This is a genomic window from Thermomonospora cellulosilytica (assembly GCF_014138835.1).
Taxonomy (GTDB): Bacteria; Actinomycetota; Actinomycetes; order Streptosporangiales; family Streptosporangiaceae; genus Thermomonospora; species Thermomonospora amylolytica.
On the sequence record NZ_JACJII010000001.1, the window covers coordinates 3,503,061 to 3,527,265 of the forward strand.

General features: G+C 71.9%; 21 protein-coding genes, 1 tRNA gene and 1 pseudogene. 15 read left to right on the forward strand and 8 right to left on the reverse strand.

Going from position 1 to position 24,205, the window contains the following annotated elements:
* The 4 genes from HNR21_RS16580 to HNR21_RS16595 all read left to right on the forward strand — a co-directional run bounded on the left by HNR21_RS16580 (position 1) and on the right by HNR21_RS16595 (position 4,482).
* Positions 1 to 1,170: a toxic anion resistance protein gene (locus tag HNR21_RS16580; RefSeq protein ID WP_119731311.1), complete on the forward strand. Its 1,170-nt coding sequence runs from the start codon at positions 1 to 3 to the stop codon at positions 1,168 to 1,170.
* The gene (locus HNR21_RS16585; RefSeq protein ID WP_312881060.1) at positions 1,167 to 2,747 is read left to right on the forward strand and encodes a substrate-binding domain-containing protein; all 1,581 of its coding nucleotides are present in this window, start codon (positions 1,167 to 1,169) and stop codon (positions 2,745 to 2,747) included. The genes HNR21_RS16580 and HNR21_RS16585 overlap by 4 nt, the downstream gene beginning before the upstream one ends.
* Positions 2,734 to 3,354 carry a hypothetical protein gene (locus HNR21_RS16590; protein ID WP_182705913.1) on the forward strand — a complete coding sequence of 207 codons (621 nt, stop codon included), beginning with the start codon at positions 2,734 to 2,736 and terminating at the stop codon, positions 3,352 to 3,354. Before HNR21_RS16585 ends, HNR21_RS16590 begins: the two co-directional genes overlap by 14 nt.
* 63 nt (positions 3,355 to 3,417) lie before the next feature.
* Positions 3,418 to 4,482, forward strand: coding sequence for an ion channel (locus tag HNR21_RS16595; RefSeq protein WP_182705914.1), 1,065 nt, complete (start codon positions 3,418 to 3,420; stop codon positions 4,480 to 4,482).
* Between the two features lie 116 nt (positions 4,483 to 4,598).
* Here HNR21_RS16595 and HNR21_RS16600 read toward each other — a convergent pair whose 3' ends face one another.
* Entirely contained in the window at positions 4,599 to 5,549 is a 951-nt protein-coding gene (locus tag HNR21_RS16600; protein ID WP_312881061.1) for a phosphoribulokinase, read from the reverse strand.
* 184 nt (positions 5,550 to 5,733) lie between these two features.
* On the opposite strand from HNR21_RS16600, the gene HNR21_RS16605 reads away from it, so the two are divergent.
* Together HNR21_RS16605 and HNR21_RS16610 are read left to right on the forward strand one after the other, a co-directional pair.
* Complete coding sequence (locus HNR21_RS16605; protein ID WP_182705915.1) at positions 5,734 to 6,390, forward strand: response regulator; 657 nt, start codon at positions 5,734 to 5,736, stop codon at positions 6,388 to 6,390.
* Positions 6,387 to 7,502 carry a GAF domain-containing sensor histidine kinase gene (locus tag HNR21_RS16610; protein ID WP_182705916.1) on the forward strand — a complete coding sequence of 372 codons (1,116 nt, stop codon included), beginning with the start codon at positions 6,387 to 6,389 and terminating at the stop codon, positions 7,500 to 7,502. Before HNR21_RS16605 ends, HNR21_RS16610 begins: the two co-directional genes overlap by 4 nt.
* A gap of 178 nt (positions 7,503 to 7,680) precedes the next feature.
* Here HNR21_RS16610 and HNR21_RS16615 read toward each other — a convergent pair whose 3' ends face one another.
* From HNR21_RS16615 to HNR21_RS16625, 3 genes are all read right to left on the reverse strand, one after another.
* Positions 7,681 to 8,274 carry a phospholipid scramblase-related protein gene (locus HNR21_RS16615; RefSeq protein WP_182705917.1) on the reverse strand — a complete coding sequence of 198 codons (594 nt, stop codon included), beginning with the start codon at positions 8,272 to 8,274 and terminating at the stop codon, positions 7,681 to 7,683.
* 142 nt (positions 8,275 to 8,416) lie between these two features.
* Positions 8,417 to 9,601, reverse strand: coding sequence for a saccharopine dehydrogenase family protein (locus tag HNR21_RS16620; protein WP_182705918.1), 1,185 nt, complete (start codon positions 9,599 to 9,601; stop codon positions 8,417 to 8,419).
* Between the two features lie 57 nt (positions 9,602 to 9,658).
* The gene (locus HNR21_RS16625) at positions 9,659 to 10,525 is read right to left on the reverse strand and encodes a LysR family transcriptional regulator (protein WP_119731304.1); all 867 of its coding nucleotides are present in this window, start codon (positions 10,523 to 10,525) and stop codon (positions 9,659 to 9,661) included.
* A gap of 163 nt (positions 10,526 to 10,688) precedes the next feature.
* Here HNR21_RS16625 and HNR21_RS16630 point away from each other — a divergent pair, with 163 nt between their 5' ends.
* From HNR21_RS16630 to HNR21_RS16645, 4 genes are all read left to right on the forward strand, one after another.
* Positions 10,689 to 12,137 (forward strand): form I ribulose bisphosphate carboxylase large subunit, encoded by a 1,449-nt coding sequence (locus tag HNR21_RS16630; protein ID WP_182705919.1) that lies wholly within the window; start codon positions 10,689 to 10,691, stop codon positions 12,135 to 12,137.
* A complete protein-coding gene (locus HNR21_RS16635) occupies positions 12,137 to 12,562 on the forward strand; it encodes a ribulose bisphosphate carboxylase small subunit (protein WP_182705920.1) in 426 nt (141 codons plus the stop codon). The genes HNR21_RS16630 and HNR21_RS16635 overlap by 1 nt, the downstream gene beginning before the upstream one ends.
* A gap of 239 nt (positions 12,563 to 12,801) precedes the next feature.
* A complete protein-coding gene (gene cbbX, locus HNR21_RS16640; protein ID WP_312881062.1) occupies positions 12,802 to 13,764 on the forward strand; it encodes a CbbX protein in 963 nt (320 codons plus the stop codon).
* A 207-nt stretch (positions 13,765 to 13,971) separates the two neighbouring features.
* Positions 13,972 to 14,886 (forward strand): PAC2 family protein, encoded by a 915-nt coding sequence (locus HNR21_RS16645; RefSeq protein ID WP_198679284.1) that lies wholly within the window; start codon positions 13,972 to 13,974, stop codon positions 14,884 to 14,886.
* 18 nt (positions 14,887 to 14,904) lie between these two features.
* On the opposite strand, the gene HNR21_RS16650 is transcribed toward HNR21_RS16645, so the two are convergent.
* Positions 14,905 to 17,178, reverse strand: coding sequence for a pentatricopeptide repeat-containing protein (locus HNR21_RS16650; RefSeq protein WP_182705921.1), 2,274 nt, complete (start codon positions 17,176 to 17,178; stop codon positions 14,905 to 14,907).
* Positions 17,175 to 18,944 carry an HSP90 family protein gene (locus tag HNR21_RS16655; protein WP_182705922.1) on the reverse strand — a complete coding sequence of 590 codons (1,770 nt, stop codon included), beginning with the start codon at positions 18,942 to 18,944 and terminating at the stop codon, positions 17,175 to 17,177. The genes HNR21_RS16650 and HNR21_RS16655 overlap by 4 nt, the downstream gene beginning before the upstream one ends.
* A gap of 141 nt (positions 18,945 to 19,085) precedes the next feature.
* Here HNR21_RS16655 and HNR21_RS16660 point away from each other — a divergent pair.
* Positions 19,086 to 19,160, forward strand: a tRNA-Val gene (locus tag HNR21_RS16660).
* Between the two features lie 413 nt (positions 19,161 to 19,573).
* Here HNR21_RS16660 and HNR21_RS16665 read toward each other — a convergent pair.
* Positions 19,574 to 19,897 carry a hypothetical protein gene (locus HNR21_RS16665; RefSeq protein ID WP_182705923.1) on the reverse strand — a complete coding sequence of 108 codons (324 nt, stop codon included), beginning with the start codon at positions 19,895 to 19,897 and terminating at the stop codon, positions 19,574 to 19,576.
* Positions 19,898 to 20,409: 512 nt separating this feature from the next.
* Here HNR21_RS16665 and HNR21_RS16670 point away from each other — a divergent pair.
* The 3 genes and pseudogenes from HNR21_RS16670 to HNR21_RS16680 all read left to right on the forward strand — a co-directional run.
* Positions 20,410 to 21,561 (forward strand): NsdA family TPR-like regulatory protein, encoded by a 1,152-nt coding sequence (locus HNR21_RS16670; protein ID WP_182705924.1) that lies wholly within the window; start codon positions 20,410 to 20,412, stop codon positions 21,559 to 21,561.
* Positions 21,562 to 21,572: 11 nt separating this feature from the next.
* Positions 21,573 to 22,298, forward strand: coding sequence for a creatininase family protein (locus HNR21_RS16675; RefSeq protein ID WP_182705925.1), 726 nt, complete (start codon positions 21,573 to 21,575; stop codon positions 22,296 to 22,298).
* Positions 22,299 to 22,305: 7 nt separating this feature from the next.
* A pseudogene (locus HNR21_RS16680) lies at positions 22,306 to 22,689 on the forward strand (flavoprotein); the annotation flags it as partial.
* On the opposite strand, the gene HNR21_RS16685 reads toward HNR21_RS16680, so the two are convergent.
* Positions 22,681 to 23,766: an IS630 family transposase gene (locus tag HNR21_RS16685; protein WP_182705927.1), complete on the reverse strand. Its 1,086-nt coding sequence runs from the start codon at positions 23,764 to 23,766 to the stop codon at positions 22,681 to 22,683. The pseudogene HNR21_RS16680 and the gene HNR21_RS16685 sit on opposite strands and share 9 nt — an antisense overlap.
* 61 nt (positions 23,767 to 23,827) lie before the next feature.
* On the opposite strand from HNR21_RS16685, the gene HNR21_RS16690 reads away from it, so the two are divergent.
* Positions 23,828 to 24,076: a hypothetical protein gene (locus HNR21_RS16690; protein ID WP_182705928.1), complete on the forward strand. Its 249-nt coding sequence runs from the start codon at positions 23,828 to 23,830 to the stop codon at positions 24,074 to 24,076.
* Positions 24,077 to 24,205 lie beyond the last annotated feature (129 nt).

A 24,205-nucleotide genomic window follows, 5' to 3' on the forward strand; every position in this document is an offset into this window, starting at 1 on the left:
GTGAACGGGACCGCCGGGCACGGGGACGACCTGGTCCTCACCCCGCCCGAGCCGGTGGCGCCGATCGCGCCGGAACGAGCGGCCACGATCATCCCGGTCGACGAGGCCACCCGCGCCGAGCTGGACCGGCGGGCCGCCGCCTACGTCGAGGAACTGGTGACCGTGGACCCGCGGTCGCCGGAGTTCCTGGCCAAGGCCGGCGAGATCGCCGCGCTGGGCGACGGGGAGATCCGCGCGTCGGCGCGGTCGGCGAACCGGATGCTGCAGCGGACCGTCGCCTCGATCTCCGGCCGCGACGGGGGCGGCCAGGAACGGGTGGCCCGGGGGCTGGTGGAGCTGCGCCGCACGGTGGAGGACCTGGACCCCAAGGACATCGGGCGGGTGACCGGCCGCCGGCTGCTGTCGCGGCTGCCGTTCGGGAACGCGCTGCGCGACTTCGTGGCCCGCTACCAGAGCGCCGACGCCAACCTCAACAAGATCGTGATGGCGCTGCGGTCCGGGCAGGACGAGCTGCGCCGCGACAACGCCGCGATCCAGGGCGAGCGCACCGCGCTGTGGGAGACGATGGGCCGGCTGCAGGAGTACGCCCTGCTCACCCAGGCCCTCGACGAGGCACTGGAACGCCGCATCGGGCAGGTCGCCGACCCCGCCAAGGCCGACGCGCTGCGCGCCGACGTGCTGTTCCCGGTCCGGCAGAAGCACCAGGACCTGCTCACCCAGCTCGCCGTGTGCGCCCAGGGCTACCTGGCGCTGGACGCGGTGCGCCGCAACAACGACGAGCTGATCAAGGGCGTGGACCGGGCGTCGTCCACCACCGTGTCGGCGCTGCGGATCGCCGTCACCATCGCCGCCGCGTTGTCCAACCAGAAGAAGGTCATCGACCAGGTGCAGGCGCTGCGCGGCACCACCGAGGACATCATCGCCGCCAACGCCGACATGCTGGCCTCCCAGAGCACCGACATCCAGCGGATCGCCGCCGAGCCCGCGGTGGGGGCCGAGACGCTGCGCCGCTCGTTCGAGCAGATCTACCGGACCATCGACGCGGTCGACTCGTTCAAGGTGCAGGCGACCGACAACATGAAGGCCACCGTGGAGGCGCTGGGGGCCGAGCTGGGACGGGCGAGCGCCTACCTGGAGCGGGCGCACGAGCGGGTCGGCGGGGACTCGTGATCCGCCGTACCGCCGCCCTGGCCGCCGCGCTGACGCTGGTCCTGTCCGGCTGCACCGGGGACCCGCCGGACACCGAGCCGCGCGAGGGCCTGCTGCGGGTGCTGGCGGGCAGCGAGCTGGCCGACATGGAGCCGATCCTGGAGCAGGCCGAACGCGAGACCGGCGTCGAGGTCGCGATCACCGAGATCGGCACGCTGGACGGCGCGCAGCAGGTCGTGAGCGGCAAGGCCGACGGCCGCCACGACGCGATCTGGTTCTCCTCCAACCGGTACCTGTCGCTGCACCCGGGCGCGCAGGCCAGGCTGGGCACCGCGACCACCACGATGATGTCCCCGGTGGTGCTGGGCGTGCGCCGGTCGGCGGCGGCCCGGCTCGGCTGGGACCGGCAGGCCCCCACCTGGGCGCAGGTCGCCGAGGCCGCGGGGCAGGGGCGGTTCACGTTCGGGATGACCAGCCCGGCGGCGTCCAACTCGGGGTTCTCGGCGCTGGTGGGGGTGACGGCGGCGCTGTCGGGCCGGGGCAGCGCGCTGGACGCGGCCGGCATCGACGCCGTGGCGCCCAGGCTGCGGGAGTTCTTCGAGGGGCAGCGGCTCACCGCCGGGTCGTCGGGCTGGCTGTCGGACGCCTACCTGCGCCGCCAGGGCTCCGGGGTGGACGGGCTGATCAACTACGAGTCGGTGCTGCGGTCGCTGAACGCCGCCGGCCGGCTGCCGGAGCCGCTGGTCATCGTCCACCCGCGCGACGGGGTGGTCACCGCCGACTACCCGCTCACCCTGCTGGCGTCCGCGCCCGGCCACGCCCGCGACGCCCACCGGCGGCTGGCCGCCTACCTGCGCCGGCCGGACGTGCAGCGGCGGATCATGACACAGCTCCACCGCCGCCCGGTGAACCCGGAGGTCTCCGCGGCCGGGTTCGCGCCGGTGCCGGCGGAGCTGCCGTTCCCGGCGCGGCTGGACGCGGTGCAGGCGCTGCTGGGGGCCTACTACGACAGGATCCGCCGCCCCTCCCGCACCCTGTACGTGCTGGACACCTCCGGGTCGATGCAGGGGGAGCGGATCGAGCAGCTGCGGACCGCGCTGGTGGCGCTGACCGGCGGGGCGGCCGGGCGGTTCGAACGGTTCTACAACCGGGAGGAGGTCACCCTCATCCCGTTCAACGGCGCCCCGCAGACCCCGCTCTCCTACACCGTTCCGGCCGAGAACCCCGCGCCGGTGCTGGCGCGGATCCGCGACACCGCCGAGGGACTGAAGGCCGAGGGCGGCACCGCGATCTACGACAGCCTCCTGCGGGCCTACGAGGTGGCCGACCGGCAGATCGCCCGCGACCCCGACCGGTTCACCTCGATCGTGCTGATGTCGGACGGGGAGAACACCGAGGGCGCGGACTCGGCGGACTTCCACGCCCGGTTCGCGGGGCTGCCCGAGCGGCTGCGGGGCGTGCCGGTGTTCCCGGTGCTGTTCGGCGAGGCCGCGGCCGGGGAGATGGAGCGGCTGGCCGGGCTGACCGGGGGGCGGGTGTTCGACGCCCGCTCGCAGTCCCTCGACGTGGTGTTCCGGGAGATCCGTGGCTACCAGTGACCGGTTCGTCCGCTATCTGGGGTCGACCAAGAACCTGATCGGGTCGGTGTGCGGCCTGGCCGGGCTCGGGCTGTACCTGGCCGGGGCGGTCGGCTCGTACTGGCCGTTCGTCGTCGCCGGGCTGTACGCGGCGGGGGCGCTGGCCGCCCCGCCGGAGAAGGTGACGCTGACGGTGGCCGACGACGCCGCGGCGGAGGCCGAACGGCTGCGCGCCGACCTGGACCGGCTGACCGAGCGGGTCGCCGCGCACGCCGGGCGGATGCCGCCCGCGGCGATGGTGCGGTTCCGGGAGATCCGGGAGATCCTCACCGACCTGCTGGCCCGCCGGGACCTGCTGGCCGCCGACCCCGACGCCCGGTACGAGCTGGCCCGCGCCGTCCGCACGGATCTGCCGGAGGGGTTCGAGACGTACCTGAACCTGCCCGGCTGGTTCGCCGGCGGCCGCCGTGGCGCCGTCCGCCGGACCGCCGCCGACGAGCTGTGCGCCCAGCTCGACCTGATCGCCGACCATCTGACCGGACTGGCCGGGCGGCTGCTGGAGGACGAGGCCCGCAGGATGCGCGATCAGACCCGCTACCTGCGGGATCGCTCCCAGAGCGAGGGTTGACAGCCGGGTCTTGGTCGGGCAGATTTCCGCGGACCGGACAGCCCGGAAGGGGAGGTCGGCCGCGTGCCCGTACTGATGATGAGGGTCCTGCACTCCCTGCGGGCCAGGGCGTGGCGGGTGCCGGCGCTGGTGATGGCCGCCGCGCTGGTCGCCGGCTGGACGCTGATCTGGGCGTTCGAGCCGCGCGACGCCGAGATCAGGGACCCGCTGAACTACCTGTGGTACTTCTTCGTCAGCGGGACCACCACCGGGTACGGGGACCTGTTCCCGGTCAGCGCCGGCGGCCGGATCGGCGGGGCGCTGGTCGTCGGCGCCGGGCTGACCGCGGGGCTGATGCTGTTCGCGGAACTGACCGTCTGGATGGCGAGGGGCAGGGAATTGAAGGCCAACGGCATGGCCCGGCTGCACCACGAGGACCATGTCGTGGTCGTCGGCTACGAACGGGAGATGGTCCGGCACATCGTCGCCCAGCTCCGCCCCGACCCCAAGTACCGCAGGGTGCCGATCGTGGCGCTGTTCTGGGAGGGGCAGCTCACCGGGGAGAACCCCGACCCCGACGAGTACGACGTCGTCCGCTTCGACGAGACCGGGCTGGAGCGGGCGCGCGTGGAGCGGGCGCGGACGGTGTTCGTGGCGGGCCGCACCGACGACGAGACCATCCGGGTGATGCTGACCGTCCACGCCCGCGCCGCGGACCCGCGGGCCACCCACTTCGTGGCGGGGCTGCGCGACAGCCACCGGCCGGACCTGCGGGACGCGCTGGCGCTGATCGACCCGGACGTCGAGACGGTGGACCTGGACGACTACACGGTGGTCGCCGACGTGATCCGCAACCCCGGCGTGGCGGCCGTGTACTCCAACATGGCCAGCACCCTGGACTCCGACGGCTCGCTGTTCCGGGTCGACATCCCCGAGGGCGCCGGCGAGTGGCCGCGGCTGGACCTGGCGGTGTTCCTGCTGCGCAGGGGCTGCACGCTGCTGGCGGTGGGCGACTCGCACCGCCCCAACGCCCGTTTCCGGCTGCTGGGCGAGCCGGGGGAGACGGTGCGGGGCGGCCAGTCGCTGGCCGTCGTCGCCCGGGAACGCCCCGAGCCGCCCTGGGAGGAGCTGACGGCCCCGCGGAGGTGAGGGCGGAGGGCGCCGACCGGTCCAGCGGGGTCGGCGCCCTCCGGCTACCGCGGTGCCGTGCGGCCGGAACACGTGTTCCGGGCCTCCCCGCAGTCGGCCCGCGGTCGATCAGGAGCCTAGGCGGCCTGCCGGCGGTCGGCGTCCAGCAGGTGGTACAGCAGCAGCAACTGGGTGATCGCCAGCGGGTCGCTGGTGCCGCCGTCGGCCAGCCGGCCCAGCGAGGACGGGATGGTGGTGCCGGTGCCCAGCCGTTCCCAGATGGCCTTCTTGACGACCTGGCACTCCTCGGGCGGGACGTACCCGTGGACGTGCAGCGCGTCGACGGGGCGGCCGTCGGTGTCGCGGTGCAGCCTCAGGTGCATCGCCCGGTGCTCGGCGTCGTCGAGGACCCCGCTCAGCTCGGGATGGTCGATGGTGGGCCGCAGCAGCAGCTCCGCCGACAGCGGCGTGTCCGGCGGGTCGGCGCGCCCGGCGACCGGCGCGAACCGCACCACGATGTCGGCCCAGCGGCGCTGCGGCCGGATGTAGGCGGCGCTCTCGGGCTCGCGGCGGTCCAGTTCGGCGCGCACCTGCTCGGGGGTGTAGCCGCGCTTGGCGCAGTCCCGCTGGATCTTCCACTGGTGCCGCAGCGGCTCGGGCGGGTCCAGGTAGACGGTGATGTCGAAGCAGGCGCGGGCCAGCCGGGTGTGCAGCGGCAGCAGCCCCTCCACGATGACGAAGTCGCGCGGCTTCACCAGCTCGGGGCGGACCAGCTCGCCGGTGGAGTGGTCGTAGACCGGCTTGAGGATCGGCTCGCCCAGCGACAGCAGCTGCAGGTGCTGCTCCATGATGTCGATGTGGTTGCAGTCCGGGTGCAGCGCGGTGAACGGCTTGTCCCGGCGTTCCGCGCGGTCGTAGCGGTGGTAGTCGTCCACGCACACCGCGGTCATCCGGTCGGCCCCCAGGCATTCGACGAGCCCCCTGGTCAACGTCGTCTTGCCCGCCGCGCTGTCCCCGGCGATGGCGAGCATGACGGGACGGCGGCCGCGGCCGCGCGCCCTGAGCATGTGGACGATCCGATGGGGCACCTGATGTCCTCCGTCCGAGCCGTTTGCCTGCCGGAACGGCACGCTAGGCGGAACGGCCCCGTCGATCCTCACCCTTCTAGGTGAGCCTGCGGGTGAAGCGGGGGTGAATCGTCATGGATCCGCAATCCGGACCGTCCGCAAACGGGGCTACTGGGCGGTAAACCCCGATTGTTATGTTGCTCGGATGGCTCCCCCTGTGCGCGTGGTCCTCGTCGACGACCACGAGATGATCCTCGCCGGCCTCCAGGCGATGCTGGCCGGGTTCGCGGGACGGGTGCGCGTCGTCGGCCAGGCCCAGAACGCCCGTGAGGCGATCCGGCTGGTCACCGCGCTGCACCCGGACGTGGTGCTGGTGGACGTGCGGCTCGGCCCCGAGAGCGGCCTGGACCTGTGCCGCGACCTGACCCGGCGGGCGTCCGGCACCAAGGTGGTGTTCCTGTCGGTGTACGACGACGAGCAGTACGTCTTCGAGGCGTTGCGCGCGGGCGCGGGCGGCTACCTGCTCAAACGGGTCGACGGGCTGGAGCTGGTGCGGCGGCTGGAGGAGGTCGCCCAGGGCGAGACGGTGGTGGACCCGACGCTGGCCGGGCGGATGGCGGCCAGCGCGGCCCGGCTCAACCGGGGCGAGTTCTGGCCCGGCGCCGACCGCGGCCTCACCCAGCGCGAGAGCGAGGTGCTGTCGCTGCTGGTCGCCGGCCTGTCCAACAAGGCGATGGCGGCCCGGCTGGTGCTCAGCGAGGAGACCGTCAAGAGCCATCTGCGCGCGCTGTACCGCAAGCTGGAGGTCACCGACCGGTCGGCCGCCATCGCGGTCGCCCTGCGCGAGGGCCTGTTCCGGTGAACGCGCTGGAACTGCTGGCCGGGCGCGGGGCCGACCTGCTGGTGCGGATCGTCACCGTGGCCTGCTCGGACCGGGTGCTGCCGGACATGGCGGCCGAGCTGGCCGGGCTGGTGGTGCGGTCGGCGACGGACGTGCCGTTCTGCGACGTGTACGTGCTGGACGAGGAGGAACGGGCGCTGGAGTGCCCCGGGCGGCGGCCCGTTCCGCTGGGCGAGGGCGACGTCGGCTGGGCGGCGGCGCGCGGGACGGCCCGTCCGCACGCCGACGGGCGCGGCGCGGCGCTGCCGGTCCGGGCCGGGCGCTCGGTGATCGCGGTCGTGGACATCCGGTCCGCCGGTCCCTGCCGCGACGACGACCTGGAGCTGGTGACGGCGCTGGCCGACCTGTTCGCGCCGGTGCTGCACTCGTGCCGGCGGCTGCGCAACGCCCAGGAACGCGAGCACTCGGCCGAACGGTTCGCCGAACGCGCCGTCGAGGTGCAGGAGGCCGAACGCGCCCGGCTGGTCCGCGACATCCACGACGGCATCGCCCAGCGCCTGGCCAGCCTGGGGTTCCACCTGTCGGCCTGCGACCAGGCGCTGGCCTGCGGCGCCGTGGACGAGGCGCACGACCAGCTCGTGCTGGCCCGGGAGCTGTGCGAGCTGGCGGCGGCCGAGACCCGCGCGGCGATCGGCGGCCTGCGCCCGCCCGTCCTGGACGACCTGGGGCTGACCGCCGCGCTGGCCACCCTCGCCCGCGAGGCCGGGTCGCGGCGGCCCGAGCTGGACGTCACCGTCACCGTGTCCGGGGAGCTGGAGGACGCCCTGCCCGACCACGTGCAGACCGCGCTGTACCGGATCGCCCAGGAGGCCGTCGCCAACTGCCTGCGGCACGCCAGGGCCACCGGCGTCCACCTGCTGCTGGAGCACGACGCCGACCGGGTGCGGCTGCGGGTGTCCGACGACGGGGCCGGCTTCTCGATCCAGGACGTGTTCGCGCCCGGCCGCCGCCCCGACTCCTACGGGCTGCGCGGCATGGCCGAACGCGCCGAACTGCTGGGCGGCCGGGTGCACGTCTCCAGCCGCCCCGGCGGCGGCACCACCGTCGAGGCCCTGGTCCCGCTGCGCCGTTAGCCCAGGAGGTCGGGCCATGTCCTGTCCTTGAGGACGCCGGTCCATTTCTTGTCGTTGTGGGCGAGCGGCGTTCCGCAGGCGTCCGGCACATCGACGCGGCGGGCCAGGATGTCGCTGTCGAGCAGGCCGATCCGCCGTCCGGGCTCAGCACCGGCGCGGCCCTGGTCCGGCCGCGCCGTCAGGAAATCGGCCAGTCCTTGCTCTCGAAGAAGAGCATGTCCAGGACGATCGCCGCGACGGGCACCAGCACCCGCAGCGGGTCCGGCAGGGGCCGGTGGATCTCCACGCGGTAACGATCCGCAGTGGTCGCCATCTCCTTGAGGACGCCGGTCCACTTCTTGTCGATGTAGGCGGCCACGGTCCCGTGTGCGTCCAGCACGTCGTAGCGGCGGCCCAGCCCGTTGTTGTCGTCGATCAGGCCCACCTGGTTTCCGGCATGGTCGAGGATCGCGCGGCTGCGGTAGCGCTTGCGCTTCGCGGCCTCGAACGAGCCGATCCGGGCGCCGTTCGGCCACGACACGAACGCGTTGCGCTCGCTGTAGGCCTCGATCACCAGCAGCGCCTCGCCGTTCGGCCCCCGCACCTCGACCAGCCGCCGGTCGGCGTCGCCGAACACGGCCCGCGCCGCCGCGCGCTTCAGCGACACCCCCTGTTCGGAGGCCTTGGCGACCACGGCCCCGGCACCGTTCAGTACCTTGTAGCGGGACCTGGCCACGGGCACTCGGGTCGGTTGCTCGACCCACAGCAACGGCGAACTGAACAGATCACTCACCGGGCACCTGCACTTCGGAGAACCCCTTCCACACGCGTTCGGGCGGGCGGCGGCAGGCGACCGCGCACCGCCCCGGGCGGAAGGTATGACCGCGCCGGCGCGCACCGGGTTCCATGATCGGAATTCCGGGAACGCCCGGAGGTCACAGCACCCGGAAGGAGATGCCCGCCTTCACCAGCCGGTCGGTCAGCGCGTCGCCCATCGCCACCGCGGTCGTCACCTGGCCGGCGGTCTCCGGCAGGTCGTCGTAGGCCAGGCACATCGCCGACTCCGCCAGCATCTTGGCGGTCTCCCCGTAGCCGGGATCGCCCCCGGAGACCTCGGTGACCACCCGCTGCCCGGCGTTCACGCCCTCGGTGACCTCGCCGACGAACGTGACCTTGAACCAGTGCCGGGCGCGCTGCTCCGGGCCGGGCCCCTCGCCCGGGGAGCGGAACCTGAGCAGCAGATCGCGGGTCTGCGGGAGCTGGGCCAGCGCGATGGTCGCGGCCGATCCGGCGACCATGCCCGCGGCCGTGGCCAGCCGCCGGACCGCCACGTAGTGGCCGTAGGAGAAGTCGGGGCCGTACCGGTCCAGGGCGGCGGCCGAACGGGTCACGATCAGCGGGTCGATCGTCGGCATCGGCAGCGTGTACCCGCCGCCGATCCGGGTGTGCGGCACCGGGCGGCGGGAGACCCGGATGCGGCGGCCCGCCGGGCGCGGCTCCACGCGGCGGCGTTCCTTTTCCGCGCGCCCCATCGAGCGCATGTCCGCCATCACGCCGATGGCCGAGTGCAGGGTGCCGCCGGACAGATCGCCGTGGGCGCGCACGAAGCCCTCCACCCGCATCGGAGAACCTTCAGGAAGCTGCTTGACGGTGAAGTACACGCCCAGGTCGTACGGGATCGAGTCGAACCCGCACGCGTGCACCAGCCGCGCCCCGGTCCGCACCGCCTCGTCGTGGTACCGCAGGTACATCAGGTCCACGAACGGCGGCTCGCCGGTCAGGTCCACGTAGTCGGTCCCCGCCCGCGCGCACGCCGCCACCAGCGGCTCCCCGTACTTCAGGTACGGCCCGACCGTGGTGATGACGACCCCGGCGGACTCTGCGACCTCGCGCAGCGAACCCGGGTCGGTGGCGTCGGCCCAGAGCAGCGGCAGGTCCGCGCACGCCGCGTTGATCGCGGCGAGCCGTTCCCGGACGGCCTCCAGTTTGGCCCGGCTGCGGCCCGCCAGCGCCCAGCGGGCGCCGGGCGGGGCGTGCTCGGCCAGGTACTCGGCGGTCAGCCCGCCGGTGAAGCCGGTCGCGCCGAACAGGACGAAGTCGTAACCGCGGTCACCGGCCATGGAGCCCCTGTCCTCCTCCGCTGAAGGTGTGATCGCGATGCTACAACCGGTGCCGGATCAGGGTCCGGGCGGCCTCCAGCCGGGGGCCTGCAGCAGGTGGTCGACGAACAGCCGCGTCGTCGCGGTCGGCGTCGCGCCCGCCACCGCGTGCCAGGGCCGGTGCAGCGGCGTCCCCGGCGCGTCGATCACCACCAGCCGCCCGTCGGCCAGCTCCGCCCGCACCGCGTCCCGCGACACCAGCGCCGCGCCCAGCCCCGCCGCCGCCCCCGCGATCACCGCGCCGTTGGAGCCCAGCACGAGCTGCGGCGGGTCGGCGTCCCGCTCGGCCAGGTACGCCTCCGCGGTGGAACGGGTGCCCGACCCCGGCTCCCGCATCACCCACGGCGTGGTGCGCAGGTCGAACCCCACCCCGGGCGCGGTCACCACCACCAGGTCGTTCGGGCGGGTCGCCAGCACCGTCGCGGGCACCCCCGCCGGGGGCCGCCCGCCCAGCACCAGGTCGGCCTCGTGGTCGGCCAGCCGCCGCCACACCTGCCGGCTCGGCCCGACCTCCAGGGTCAGCTCCACCTCCGGCCACCGCCGCCGGAACCCGGCCAGCAGCGCGGGCAGGATCTGGTCGGCCGCCGTGGTCACCGCCGCCAGCCGCAGCGAGCCCCGGCCCGGGTCGGCCTCGCCGCGCGCCGCCGCCCGGCCCCGTTCCAGCAGCCCGAGCACCTGCCGGGCGTAGGCGGCGTACACCCGGCCCGCCGGGGTCAGCCGCACCCCGCGCCCGTGCCGCTCGATCACCGGGACGCCCAGCTCGCGGGACAGCGCGGCCACCGCCGCCGACACCGCCGACTCGGTCACGTACAGCCGTTCGGCCGCCGCCCGCACCGAGCCGGTGTCGGCCAGCGCCACGAACGTGCGCAGTCGCCCCTCGGTCACTTGAACCTTTGCTTGATGGTCAGCCCGAAACACTTGATGGACATGGCAAGTATCGCTCCCGCACTCTTGAGCCGTCCACTACGGGTCAGGCCGCCGCGGCGGAGTTCCGCGAAGCGCGGACCGCCTGACCCGTTCCCTCGGGAACGGCGCACGGGAGCACGCGATGACGGACAACGGCAAATCAGGCGGGCGCTGGTCGGCGGGGGTGATCCCGTACGCGGAGATGGGCTACTGGCGGCCCGACTACCAGCCCAAGGACAGCGACATCCTGGCGGCGTTCCGGATCACCCCGCAGCCGGGGGTGCCGCCGGAGGAGGCCGGCGCGGCGGTCGCCGGGGAGTCCTCCACCGCCACCTGGACCGTGGTGTGGACCGACCGGCTCACCAGCTACGAGACCTACCAGGGCAAGTGCTACCGGGTCGAGCCGGTGCCGGGCAAGGAGGGCGAGTTCATCGCCTACATCGCCTACGACCTGGACCTGTTCGAGGAGGGCTCGATCGCCAACCTGACCTCCTCGATCATCGGGAACGTCTTCGGCTTCAAGGCGCTGCGGGCGCTGCGGCTGGAGGACATGCGGATCCCGCCGCACTACGTCAAGACGTTCCAGGGACCCGCGCACGGCGTCGTCATGGAGCGCGAGTACCTCAACAAGTACGGGCGGCCCCTGCTCGGCGCCACCGTCAAGCCCAAGCTGGGGCTGAGCGCCCGCAACTACGGGCGCGTCGTCTACGAGGCGCTGCGCGGCGGCCTCGACTTCACCAAGGACGACGAGAACATCAACTCCCAGCCGTTCATGCGCTGGCGCGACCGCTTCCTGTACTGCATGGAGGGCGTCAACAAGGCCCAGGCCGCCACCGGCGAGGTCAAGGGCCACTATCTCAACGTCACCGCCGCGACGATGGAGGACATGTACGAACGCGCCGAGTTCGCCAGGGATCTCGGCAGCGTCATCATCATGATCGACCTGACCGTCGGCTACACCGCCATCCAGTCGATGGCCAAGTGGGCGCGGCGCAACGGCGTCATCCTCCACCTGCACCGCGCCGGGCACTCCACCTACACCCGGCAGAAGACCCACGGCGTCTCGTTCCGGGTCATCGCCAAGTGGATGCGGCTGGCGGGCGTCGACCACATCCACGCCGGAACGGTCGTCGGCAAGCTCGAGGGCGACCCCAACTCGGTCGCCGGCTTCTACGACACCCTGCGGCTGGACAAGGTCGCCGCCGACCCCGTCAAGGGCCTGTACTTCGACCAGGAGTGGGCCTCGCTGCCCGCCGTCATGCCGGTCGCCTCCGGCGGCATCCACGCCGGGCAGATGCACCAGCTCCTGCACTACCTGGGCGAGGACGTGGTGCTGCAGTTCGGCGGCGGCACCATCGGCCACCCCATGGGCATCGCCGCCGGAGCCACCGCCAACCGGGTCGCGCTGGAGGCCATGATCAAGGCCCGCAACGAGGGCCGGGACTTCCTCAAGGAGGGGCCGGACATCCTGCGGGCCGCCGCCAAGCACAGCCGCGAACTCGACGTCGCCCTGTCCACCTGGGGCGACATCACCTTCACCTACGAATCCACCGACACCCCCGACGTCGTCGAGACCCCGGTGAGCATCTGATGCGGATCACACAAGGCACCTTCTCGTACCTGCCCGACCTGACCGACGAGGAGATCGCGGCGCAGATCTCCTACGCCCTGGACCGCGGCTGGCCCTGCTCGGTGGAGTTCACCGACGACCCGCACCCGCGCAACTCCTACTGGGAGATGTGGGGCCTGCCGATGTTCGACCTCAAGGACCCGGCCGGCGTCCTGTACGAGATCAACGAGTGCCGCAAGGCGTACCCCCGCCACTACATCCGGCTGAACGCCTACGACGCCGGCTACGGGCGGCAGACCACGGCGCTGTCGTTCATCGTCCAGCGCCCGCCGTCCGAGCCCGGCTTCCGCATCGACCGCCAGGAGACCAGCGACCGCCGCGTCCGCGTCTCCCTGCACCCCTACGCCACCGACCGCCCCGAAGGCGAACGCTACGGGCGTGCTTGATTGCCGCGCCTCCGGCGCGGCGGCTCGTGCTCATGGCGCTCGCTCCGCTCGCGCGGCTCGCGGGCCTTGGAACGCGCGGCCGTTCGTCGTCGCGGGTCAAGATCGCTCGTTCCTCGCGATCTTGACCCGCTCCTCCTCACGACCACGCGGGCCCGCTCGCGGTGGCCTTCGGTGCCCTCGGGTGCAGGGACCCGGGGAGCGAGGGCTTCTTGACGTTCACAGTGGAAGGAATTCGGGCAGTGACCGGACGGATGGGATTCGGGATGCGGGCCGGGGTGAACGGCTCGGCCGAGGAGGCGGAGAGCGCGCCGGAGGCGCTGCCGCCGGACGCGTCGATCGATCTGGCGGCGGAACGTTCCGGGACGCAGGTCGACGAGGTGCTGGACGCGCTGGACGCCGAGCTGGTGGGGCTGGCGCCGGTCAAGACGCGGATCCGGGAGATCGCGGCGCTGCTGCTGGTGGACCGGGCGCGGTCCCGCTTCGGGATCGACTCGGGGCGGCCCAACCTGCACATGTGCTTCACCGGCAGTCCCGGGACCGGCAAGACCACCGTCGCGGTGCGGCTGGCGGAGCTGCTGCACCGGCTCGGCTACATCCGCAAGGGGCACCTGGTGTCGGTGACCCGCGACGACCTGGTCGGCCAGTACGTGGGGCACACCGCGCCCAAGACCAAGGAGGTCCTCAAGCGGGCCATGGGCGGGGTGCTGTTCATCGACGAGGCGTACTACCTGTACCGGGCCGAGAACGAGCGCGACTACGGGCAGGAGGCCATCGAGATCCTGCTCCAGGTCATGGAGAACCAGCGCGACGACCTGGTGGTGGTGCTGGCCGGCTACAAGGACCGGATGGACTCGTTCTTCGCCTCCAACCCCGGGATGAGCTCCCGGATCGCCCACCACATCGACTTCCCCGACTACACGGTGGACGAGCTGGAGGCCATCGGGCGGCTGATGGTCGAACGCGAGGGCTACGCGCTGGCCCCCGAGACCGAGCCGGTGTTCCGCGACTATCTGGAACGGCGCCGCACCCGCCCCCGGTTCGCCAACGCCCGGTCGGTCCGCAACGCCATCGAGCGCGCCCGGCTCCGGCACGCCAACCGCCTCATCGCCGAGGGCGGCCGGGTGGACCTGGCCGACCTCACCGTGCTGCGGCCCGCGGACTTCCTCGCCAGCCGGGTCTTCACCGAGCCGGTGACCGGCTGAAACACCCGGCGGCGGGCTCGGCGGCGTCCGCGCGTGGTGGGACGAACCCCGCGATGTCCTATGTTTGGGTAAAGCGAACCTTTCGACGAGCCCACCGGGCCCGGCCCGGGACGGCGGGCAGCGCCCCGGCTCACCTTCACGGACACCGAGGCGGGACACGGGCGAGGCCGGAAAGGTTCGGTGAAGACGGGACGAGCTGGGGGAGACGTGCGCAACCCTGAGGACCTGTACGAGCTGTCCGGCGACCTGCCGCAGATGTCGGGCCCCGTCCTGCTCTACAACCTGGACGGCTTCGTGGACGCGGGCTCGGTGGCCCAGCTGGTGCGCGAGCACCTGCTGGACTCGCTGGAGCACCGGGTGATCGCCCGCTTCGACGTCGACTCCCTGATCGACTACCGGGCCCGCCGCCCGCCGATGGTCTACGACCGCGACCACTGGGCCGAGTACGACGCCCCCGAGCTGGTCGTCCACCTGGTCCGCGACGAGGCCGGCAGCCCGTTCTTCTACCTCACCGGCCCCGAGCCCGACCGCCTGTGGGAGGGCTTCGTCGCCTCCGTCCGCTCCCTGATCGAACGGCTCGGCGTCAGCCTCTCGGTCACCTTCCACGGCATCCCGATGGGCGTCCCGCACACCCGCCCCATCGGCATCACCCCGCACGCCACCCGCCCCGAGCTGATCACCCGCAGTTCGATGTTCGACCGCGTCCAGGTTCCCGGCAGCGCCGCCGCCCTCCTGGAGTACCGCCTGGGCGAGGCCGGCCACGACGCCATCGGCTACGCCGTCCACGTCCCCCACTACCTGGCCCAGGCCGCCTATCCCACCGCCGCGGTCGCCGCCCTCGACGCCGTGATCGCCTCCACCGGCCTGGTCCTGCCGTCGGACGCCCTCCGCGAGGCCGCCGTCCGCACCGAGGCCGAGATCGCCGAGCAGGTCGCCGGCAACGAGGAGGTCCTCAAGGTCGTCCGCGCCCTGGAGGCCCAGTACGACGCCTTCGCCGGTGCCGCCGAACGCGAGAGCCTGCTGGCCACCGAGCAGGAGATGCCCACCGCCGAGGAACTCGGCGCCGAGTTCGAGCGCTTCCTGGCCGAACGCCGCCCCGACGGCCCCGACCCCTCCCTGTAGCCCCCGCCGACGCTCCGTTCAGCCGCCGTCGGCCAGGGCGAGGGCGGCGCGGGTGTGGAAGTCGGTGCCGAGGATCTCCTCCCAGCGCCGGGAGTAGACGGTGAGGAGATCGCGGCACGCCCCGGCCATCCTGGCGTGACTCCAGCCGTCCTCGGGAGGGCAGCACTCGTCGGCGGGCCAGGTCCAGGTCTCGTCGCGACCGGCCGCCACCACGCGTTCGCTCAGCAGGATCGCCGCGGCGAACGCCCGCAACCGGTCGAACTCGAACCCCCTGTCGCCGGGCGGGACGTGGAACAGGCCGAGTGAACGCCGGAGGATCTCACGCCCGCGGTCCAGCGCGCCCGTCCGCGCGCAGAACTCCAGGTGCGCCGCCACCTCGGGTGCCTCCCGCGCCGTCCGGTGGGTGCGTTCGTGCACCTCGGCGGCCTTGTCCAGGCGTCCGGCGCGCAGGTAGGCGGGGAGCAGATAGTCCTCGCGTCCGGTGTCGCCCGTGTCCAGGAGCGGTTCCATCGCCTCGAACGCCTCAGGGTCGCAGCCGAGATCGAGCCACCACCGGACACTGCGCAGTACGTACTCCCGGGCGGTGAAGCGGCCGACGCGCGGCAACGCCTGGAAACGCGCCCAGGCCGCCCGCGCCGCGTCCCGGTCACCGGCGCGCGCCTCGACCCATGTCCGGAACCACCGCACGTGGTGCAGGTCGTCGGCACCGGGACGGCAGTGCCGCTCCAGGAGGTCGAGGAACGCGCGGATCTGCCGCAGATGCGCGCCGAAACGCGTCAGCACGCGGGGCAGCAGGATCGGCACGGCCCGCCACATCACCGCCGGCCGGTCCGCGCCGAGCAGGGCCGGCCGGGCGTCGTGCGCGCGGAACAGCTCGACCAGGCAGGCGAACAGGTCGGTGCGCCAGTCCTCCCGGCCGGGCCGCAGCAGATCCTCCAGCAGCGCGAACCGGGCGTCCAGCAGAACCGCCGCCTCGCCGCCCGCCATCGCGTTCTGCATCACCCGCTGGATCAGGCGGATCCGCGGCACGCCGGGCTCCATCGCGCGCGCCCGGTCCAGGGTCCGGCGCAGGCCGTCGGCGTCGGTGGCGTCCAGGTGCGGCGACAGCCGGGGAACGGCGCGGTGGCGGGGCGGCGCGGCGTCGGGCGGCAGGTCGAGCCGGTCGACGATCGGCTCGGCGTGCAGCAGCGCGTCGATCCGCTCGCTCAGGTGCGACGTGCCGTTCAGCTCGTCCATGCGCTCGGCGAAGTCCATCGCGCTCCAGCGGAGGTTCGCGCCCAGTTCGGTGTAGGTGTAGACGGCCATCGACCCGCAGTCGGGGCCCTCGCAGTCGCACTCCCAGACCCACTCCCGGTCGAGGCCCTTCTCGGCGGCGCGCCGGCACAGCAGCGCCGCCGCTGCCGCCGTCCACATCGCGTCGAATCTCGCGGTCACGTGGGACGCGAAGCCGTAGTCGATGCGCCCGAGGTTGCGGTGGAGCACGTCGAGGCCGCGTTCCTCGTTGCCGGTGCGGGCGCAGAACTCCAGGTGCGCGGCGAGCTCCTCGAGCTTCATGCCGGGACGCGTGTACGTGCGCTGGTGCGCCGCGACCGCCTCGTCCAGGCGCCCCAGGCGCAGGTACGGCATGAGCAGCCGATCCTCGAGGTCCACGCCCTCACCTGTGGGGACCTGCCCGGCGAGCACCGGGGCCAGCGCCTCGACGGCACGGTCGTCCCTGCCGAGCCGCGCCCACATGATGGCGTTCTGCGCGGCCACGCCGGCGGGCACCAGGATCCCCTCCGGCGGATCCTGCGCGCGCAGCCGCCGCCACAGCCGCTCGACCTCGTCGAGGTTCCCGCACCGCGCCGCGAGCTGCAGGCGCTCGTGGTCCAGCACGTAACGCGCGCCATGCCCGGGCGGACAGTGTCGTTCCAGCTCGTCGATCAGCCGCCGTATCCGGTCGGCGGGCTCGGGGAACAACCGGACGAACGCGTCGAGGACCTGGCAGAGCTGCGCCCACATCGCCGAGACGTTGCCCTCGGGGTAGCGGTGCGGCTCGGCGTGCCACATCAGCAGGCACTGGCGCAGCACGGCGAGCCACTCCCCGGTGACCTCCCGGGGGTTGTTCTTCCACGGCTTGCTGCGCAGCCCGAACGTGTAGGCGAGGCGGGCCTCGAACAGCAGCTCAAAGTCGCCGAGGGCCTCGGCGTGGGGGAGGATCGCCTTCGTCGCCGCGCGGTAGCCCTCTGATCCGCCGTCGAGCTCGTACGCCGCGTCGAGTCGCGCCCGCAGCTCCTGCCTGCCGGCGGTCACGGCGCGTCCCGGCGGACGGCGTGCTCGACGAGGCCGAGGAACGCCCGGTTCACCCCCGCCACGTCGTCCGGGCGCATGGGGCGGCGCCCGGCCAGCAGCGCGTACCCGTACAGCGCCTCGACCGCGAGCGCGACCACCTCGGCGTTCACGGTGCTGGTCAGGCGGGCGACCAGCGGGTTGCGGTGGTTGAACACGAGCGAGGGCCGCGCCTGCTCCTCGGCGTCGTCGGCGAACTCCGCCCACACCCCTCCCGCCTCCCGCGCGTCGGCGACGGGGCGCGTTCCCTCCAGGTACAGCACCGGCAGCGTGGCCGGGGAGAACTCGCGCAGGGTCGGCTCGCAGCCGTGGCCCGCGAGGGTGCGTTCGGCGACGCGGAGGAAGTCGCGGGCGGCGAACGCGACGGCCGGGCCGACCGGATCGAGCCGGGTGGCCAGCTCGGCCGGATCCAGCCTCCGCACGTCAAGGTCCGGATCGATCAGCCGCAGCCGCTCCAGGATCTCGGGGTCGTAGGCGTAGCCGCCGTTCACCAGGGCGATGCCCTGCGCGGCGGCGATGCTCGCGAACTGCTGGAACTCCTCGACCCGCGCGGTGTAGCGGATCGCGCGGTGCCGGGCCCGGAACTCGGCGAGCGCGACCGCGCCCTCGCTGGTCTGGAACGCGACCCACTCGTCCACGACGCGCAGCATCTCCACGTCGCGCGCCGCCATGGCCTTCACGCCGAGACTGTGCACCTCCAGGAAGGCGCGCAGCCGTTCGGGCTCGGCCGCCGCCAGCCGCAGCAGCCAGCCGCGCAACTGCCCGCCCAGCGCCTTGCGCGTGCCGTCGAGCAGTTCGTCGTCGTACAACTGCTCCCGGCTCGCGGTGGGCCGCAGCTCGTCGCTGTTGAGCACGCAGCGGACGAAGAACGCCCACTCCGGCAGGATCCGCTCGACCCGGTCGCCCATGAGCATGCGCTTGAGGTAGACCCGGTGCGCCGCCGGCTCGCCCGGGCTCGTCTGGTACGGCAGCACGTACGCCACGCCGCGCAGCCCCGCCTCGGGCACCGCCAGGTCGATCACGTCGAACGGCGTCGTGCCCACGACCCGCGTGCCGTACTGGAGAAGAGCCTCCCGGCGTTCCCGCTCCGTCGGCCAGGCGCGCTCCCAGGGCGGCGTCCCTTCGGTGACCGGCTCCCCGTTCACCCGGACGTCGTAGGGGAGCAGCGCCCCGTAGTGCCGCGCCAGCTCCATGACCGTGGACGGCTCCAGCCAGTGCTCGAAGTCCCGGCGAGCGCGCAGGGCGACGGTGGTGCCGGCCTCCTCACGCCGCCCCTGCCGCACCGTGTAGTGCCCATCGGCATGTCCGCGCCACACGACGGCGGGCGCGTCCTCGACGGCGCTCCTGGTCACGACCTCGATCTCGTCCGCGACCAGGAAGCACGACAGCAACCCGATCCCGAACTGCCCGAGGAAGTCGTGCCGCGCGAACCCCAGCGGATCCCGCTTGGAGGAGTTGCCGATCGTCGCCAGAAGCTCGTGCACCTGCGGCTCGGTCAACCCGATCCCCGTGTCGTGGATCCGCAGCTCCCCGTCCCCCCGCGCCTCGATGCGGATCGCGGTGCCCCGGCCCCCGCCGCGCGCGGTGATCGCGTCCACCGCGTTCTGCAGCAGCTCGCGCACGTAGACCCGGGGACCGCTGTACAGATGCCGGCTGAGCAGGTCCACGATCCCGCGCAGATCGACGCCGAAGCTCCGCACCGCGCCCGGCTCACCCGCCTGTCCGCTCATCACCCCACTGAGATGATCTCCGCCCGCACCCGGTTCACCGCACCCGCCGCATCCCGCCCCAACGCCCCATAACCGTTTCGCGATCGCCCCCTCGGACCGGGTACGCTTTCCCGGTCGCGGGGTCCGCCCGACCCCCGTTCCGGGCGCATAGCTCAGTGGTAGAGCACTCGCCTTACAAGCGAGGGGTCGCAAGTTCGATCCTTGCTGCGCCCACCAGCCACAACGCCCCGCCTCCGATCACGGAACCGGGGCGTTCGCGTCATCGGCCGATCTGGGGAGCACGTCCCGGGTCGGTCGCGCCCCAGGCCGCCGCGACCAGCACCGTGCTGATCCACCGCACACGGCTCCGGCCTCACCCGATACATCCAGGCCGACCGCTTCGCTGCGTCACCGCCCAGCGCCCCACGCCCCCGACCGCCCACGCGGCAGCGCTGCCCGCACCGAGTCCGCGCCCGAGTCCAGTTCCGCCAGTGTCCGGCGCGCATGAGTCACCCGCCGCGCGGCGAGCCGACGTTCCTCGGCGTTGACCACATCGGAGGTCACCCACGGCCCGTACACCCGGATCACCGCCCGCAGAAACCACTCCTCGATCTCTGACGCACCGTCACCGGGATCAGACGCCCGAACGCTCACCGCGCCGCCTCGACGCGGAGGACGCGGACGACCTCATCGGCCACCGCCCGCGGATCCTCCACCACCCCGATCGTCCGGCCACTGTCGGCCCAGGTGAACCACCAGCGGCCGTCCAGAAAGTCGCACCCGACCTCCACCGCCCGCCCGGCCGCACCCTCTGCGACCACTCGCAGCACCGGCCCGCCCTCCCGGACCACCACCCCGCATCCCACGCCCTGCCGCGCGATGAACACCGCATCCAGCGCCGCCAGATACAGCCTGCGAGGCCCGAACGCCCCCGCCACGTTCGCCGCCGCAAACCGCTCCCGATCAAAACCCATGACACCCACTCCCCTTGATCACCCGGAGAGCGGGACCGGCGACGCGCCAGAGGGCCCCTCCGGGCACGCCCGGCCCGGAGGACACAGCCGCACCACGACCACTGCTCACGCCACCGGTCCCGCAGCCATCACGCCGCCACAACCCCCGACGACGGCGAACACCAGTGCCAGGGATCCGCCGACCCTCCGACTCCGCCCCACCGCCAAGCCGCGGCCGGCCGAAATCCGCTTCCAGCCGCGTCGACTAATGACGGACACCGCGTGCCGCCGCTCGCCTCACCTCGTGGCATGTGTCAAAGATTCGCCGACCGCCTCTGGTCAGCCCATTACCAGGCGATATCCCTTGGCGGGATCTATGCTCAGTCCAGGAACGGTCATCGCACGGCAGTCACCAGGGAGATGCCATGCCGGGACGCGCCCAAGACCCCCTCGAGGTTCCGGCCGACCTGTGGCAGCGTCCCGAAACTCTCGATGCTCTGCGCAACCGCGACATAGGCTGACTTTTTCGCCTGTTGCGCCAGTACGCCGGAGCCAGCCAAACCCAAATCGCCATCGCCTGCGGCATGACCCAGGGCAAGGTCAGCGAGACCATGAAGCCCCGAGGCCGCCAGGTCCTCACCCTCGAGGTCTTCGAACGCATCGCAGACGGCCTCGACATGCCCGACCCCGCCCGCATGGAGCTCGGACTCGCACCCCGCAAGGTCAGCAACAACCCAGCCGAACCGGTTGCGAAACTGGGCAACCTGCCGACCGTGACCACCCCGCCTGTCATCACGGGACTGCGCGAAGTCCTCAAGGCGCACATTCAGGCCGATGCCCTCATGGGACCGCTGTTCATCCTGCCCGCCGTCCGGAACCAGACATCACTGATCGAACGTGCCTGCCAGACGACCCGTGGGGCCGATCGGATCGAAGCGCTCAGCTTCGGAAGCGAGTTCATCGAGTTCTGCGGATGGCTTCATCAGGACGCAGGCGATTTCAAGGGCGCGATGTACTGGACCGATCGAGCCCTTGAATACGCCATGGAGCTGGATGACCAGCGCGTCATCTCCTACATCCTCATGCGCAAGAGCAACATCGCCACCGACGACGGCGATCCCGCCCGCGCTCTGGCACTGGCGAACACCGCCCTGAAGAACGCCGACGCCCTCACACCCCGACTGCGCGCGGTCATCCTGCGGCAGCGCGCGAACGCACACGCCATGCTCCGCCAGAGGAGAGAGTTCGAGGCGGACGCCGAGGAGGCTCTTGTCCAGGCCGCCGCCGGCATCGCCCAGGAAGAGCACGACCGGGCCTCCTACTGCTCACCGGCCTACGTTGAGATGGAGATCGGCGCGGCCTGGACCCACCTCGGCCATCCCGTCGCAGCCCTCCCGGCGTTCGAGGAGAGCCGAGCCAGGATGAACGGCTCCACCCAGTTGCGAGACCAAGCCCTCTGCCTGGCCAGACTGGCGAACGCCTATGCCGCCGCAGACAAGCCGAGCGAGGCCCTGACCGTGGCGCAGCAAGCCCTGACCCTCACCCGCTCACTCGGGTCGGCCCGCGTGATCACCCAGCTTGAACGCCTGCGCCGCCGCATCACCAGGTGGTCTCATGATCCCGCCGTGTCAGACTTGTCGAGAGAGCTGGACCTGCTGACGAGCGCATCACAGCCACCGGTCTAGGAAGGCGAGCCGTGAACCACCTGCTCCCCACCGCGACGACCACGGACGAGCGAGAACGGCAAGCATCCATCGCCCTCCTCCCCGTGGGAAGCTTCGAGCAGCACGGCGACCACCTGCCGCTCATCACAGACACCATCGTCGCCACCGCGATAGCCCGCGAACTCGCCGCCGCCTACCCGCTGCTCCTGCTGCCGCCGGTGACCATCTCCTGCTCCCACGAACACAGCGCATGGCCGGGAACGGCGAGCATCTCCGCCCGCACCCTGTATTCGGTGGTCACCGATGTCTTCGACTCCATCACCCGCAACGGCATCACCGCCCTGGTAGTCGTGAACGGCCACGGCGGAAACTACGTTCTGGGCAACATGGTCCAGGAGGCCAACGCCACAGGCCGCCCCATGGCCCTGTTCCCCCAGAACGCCGACTGGAACGAGGCCCGAACCGCAGGCGGACTCACCACCACGGCCTCAGAGGACATGCACGCCGGTGAGATCGAAACCTCACTACTGCTGCACGTAGCCCCCGACCTCGTACGCGACGGCTACCAAAACGCCGACCACCTGGCCGACGACCGCCGCCACCTGCACACCACAGGCATGCAGCACTACACCCGAAGCGGCATCATCGGCCGCCCCTCACTGGGAACCGCCGAGAAGGGCAAAGCCGTCCTCGACTCACTCGTGCAAAGCTTCGCGCCCGTGCTGGCACTCTTCGCGGCCTCATCCAACTCCCGCTGACTTGCCTATGACCGAGCCCGACCGCCGCCGAGTCCTCTACGTCATCGTGTGCGCGGCAGGCCCGGCCGGCGACGTCGGGAAGCTCGTCACCCTCGCCCACCAACGAGGCTGGGACGTCCAGATCATCGCCACCCCCGCCGCCCTGGACTTCATCGACACCGCTGCCCTGGAAGCCCAAACCGGCCACCCCGTACGCAGCGACTACCGCAAACCAGGCGAGCCCCGTTCCCCCAAGGCAGACGCCATCATCGTGGCCCCCGCCACGTACAACACCATCAACAAATGGGCCAACGGCATAGCCGACACCTACGCTTTGGGCATCCTCGCCGAAGCCCCCAACCTAGGCATCCCGGTAGTAGTCCTACCGTTCGTCAACACCGCCCTAGTGTCGTGAGTCGTTAATTCGTTGGCAGTAGGCGCCGAGGGTGTCGAGGATCTCGTCGGCGGTCTTGGTCCACACGAACGGCTTGGGGTCGGTGTTCCACTCGTTGATCCACCGGCGGACGTCGGCTTCGAGTTCGGTGACGCTGCGGTGGGCGGAGCGGCGGAGTTTGCGGTTGGTCAGTTCGGCGAACCAGCGTTCCACCAGGTTCAGCCATGAACTGCCGGTGGGGGTGAAGTGCAGGTGGAACCGCGGGTGGCGCAAGAGCCATTCCTTCACCTTGGGGGTCTTGTGGGTGGCGTAGTTGTCCAGCACCAGGTGCAGGTCCAGCTCCTTGGGGACCGCGGCGTCGATCAGCTTCAAAAAGCGCAGGAACTCCTGATGGCGGTGCCTGCGGTAATGCTGGGCGATGACCGAACCGCCGGCGATGTCCAGGGCGGCGAACAGGCTGGTGGTGCCGTGCCGGACGTAGTCGTGCGTCATCCTGGCCGGCGTGGTGGGCATGATCGGCAGGATGGGGGCGGTGCGGTCGATCGCCTGGATCTGGCTCTTCTCGTCGACGGCCAGGACCAGGGCGTTCTCGGGCGGATTCAGGTACAGGCCCACGACGTCGCGGACCTTGTCGATGAACTGCGGATCGGCCGACAGCTTCCAGGTCTCGATCGCATGCGGCTTGAGCCCGAAAGCCCGCCAGATCCGGGAAATGGCCGACTGCGACATCCCGGTCGCCGACGCCATCGACCGGGTCGACCAGTGGGTGTCGCGCCCGGGCGTCTCCTCCAGCGTCTTGGTGATGACCTGCTCGACCCGCTCATCGGTGATCGAGCGCGGCCGGCCCGGACGCGGCTCGTCCGACAGGCCCTCCAGCCGGTCGGCCACAAACCGTGAACGCCACTTCGACACCGTGTTCCGCGAGACCCCGACCTGCCGTGCGACCTCACCGATCGTGCCGCCCTCCGCACAGGCCAGCACGATCCGCGACCGCAACGCCAACGCCTGCGAGGTCTTCCGGCGACGCGCCCACCCGGTCAGCACCGACCGTTCCTCATCGGACAACACCACGGGAGCAAGCTTCGGGCTCGGCATCGCCCTAGCCTAACGGGTGACAACGAATTATTGACTCACGACACTAGGCGACCTCACACAGATGAACCACTACCTCGACCAGGCCGCCGCCCTGGCAGCCCGCGCCGACGAGCCGCCCCCGTCCGTCTACTGGTACAACGAACCGTTCTTCCACGTCCAAATCGGCCTGGCCCACCTCGACGCCCACCAGTACCGCCAAGCCGCCGACATGATCGCAGCCGGCCTCGACGCCATGCCCCAAGAGCACCGCGAAGCCGAATGGGTCGCCAACTACGAAGAAGCCCTAGCCCTAGCCCGAGACCATGTCTGACATCAGGGGCGGCTATCCAGGTCGCTTCTTACACGTCGGGAGAATTCCTGGATTCATCCTCTTCGGCAGACCGGTCTTGCTCATACATTTCCCTGGGAAAATCAAGATGCACTATGTGCCCCTCTGGAA

Coding starts and splice junctions, on each gene's coding strand:
- HNR21_RS16605 (WP_182705915.1), top strand. CDS start 5,734: ATGGCTCCCCCTGTGCGCGTGGTCCTCGTCGACGACCACGAGATGATC.
- HNR21_RS16620 (WP_182705918.1), bottom strand. CDS start 9,601: ATGGCCGGTGACCGCGGTTACGACTTCGTCCTGTTCGGCGCGACCGGC.
- HNR21_RS16630 (WP_182705919.1), top strand. CDS start 10,689: ATGACGGACAACGGCAAATCAGGCGGGCGCTGGTCGGCGGGGGTGATC.
- HNR21_RS16635 (WP_182705920.1), top strand. CDS start 12,137: ATGCGGATCACACAAGGCACCTTCTCGTACCTGCCCGACCTGACCGAC.
- HNR21_RS16655 (WP_182705922.1), bottom strand. CDS start 18,944: ATGAGCGGACAGGCGGGTGAGCCGGGCGCGGTGCGGAGCTTCGGCGTC.
- HNR21_RS16665 (WP_182705923.1), bottom strand. CDS start 19,897: ATGGGTTTTGATCGGGAGCGGTTTGCGGCGGCGAACGTGGCGGGGGCG.
- HNR21_RS16685 (WP_182705927.1), bottom strand. CDS start 23,766: ATGCCGAGCCCGAAGCTTGCTCCCGTGGTGTTGTCCGATGAGGAACGG.
- HNR21_RS16690 (WP_182705928.1), top strand. CDS start 23,828: ATGAACCACTACCTCGACCAGGCCGCCGCCCTGGCAGCCCGCGCCGAC.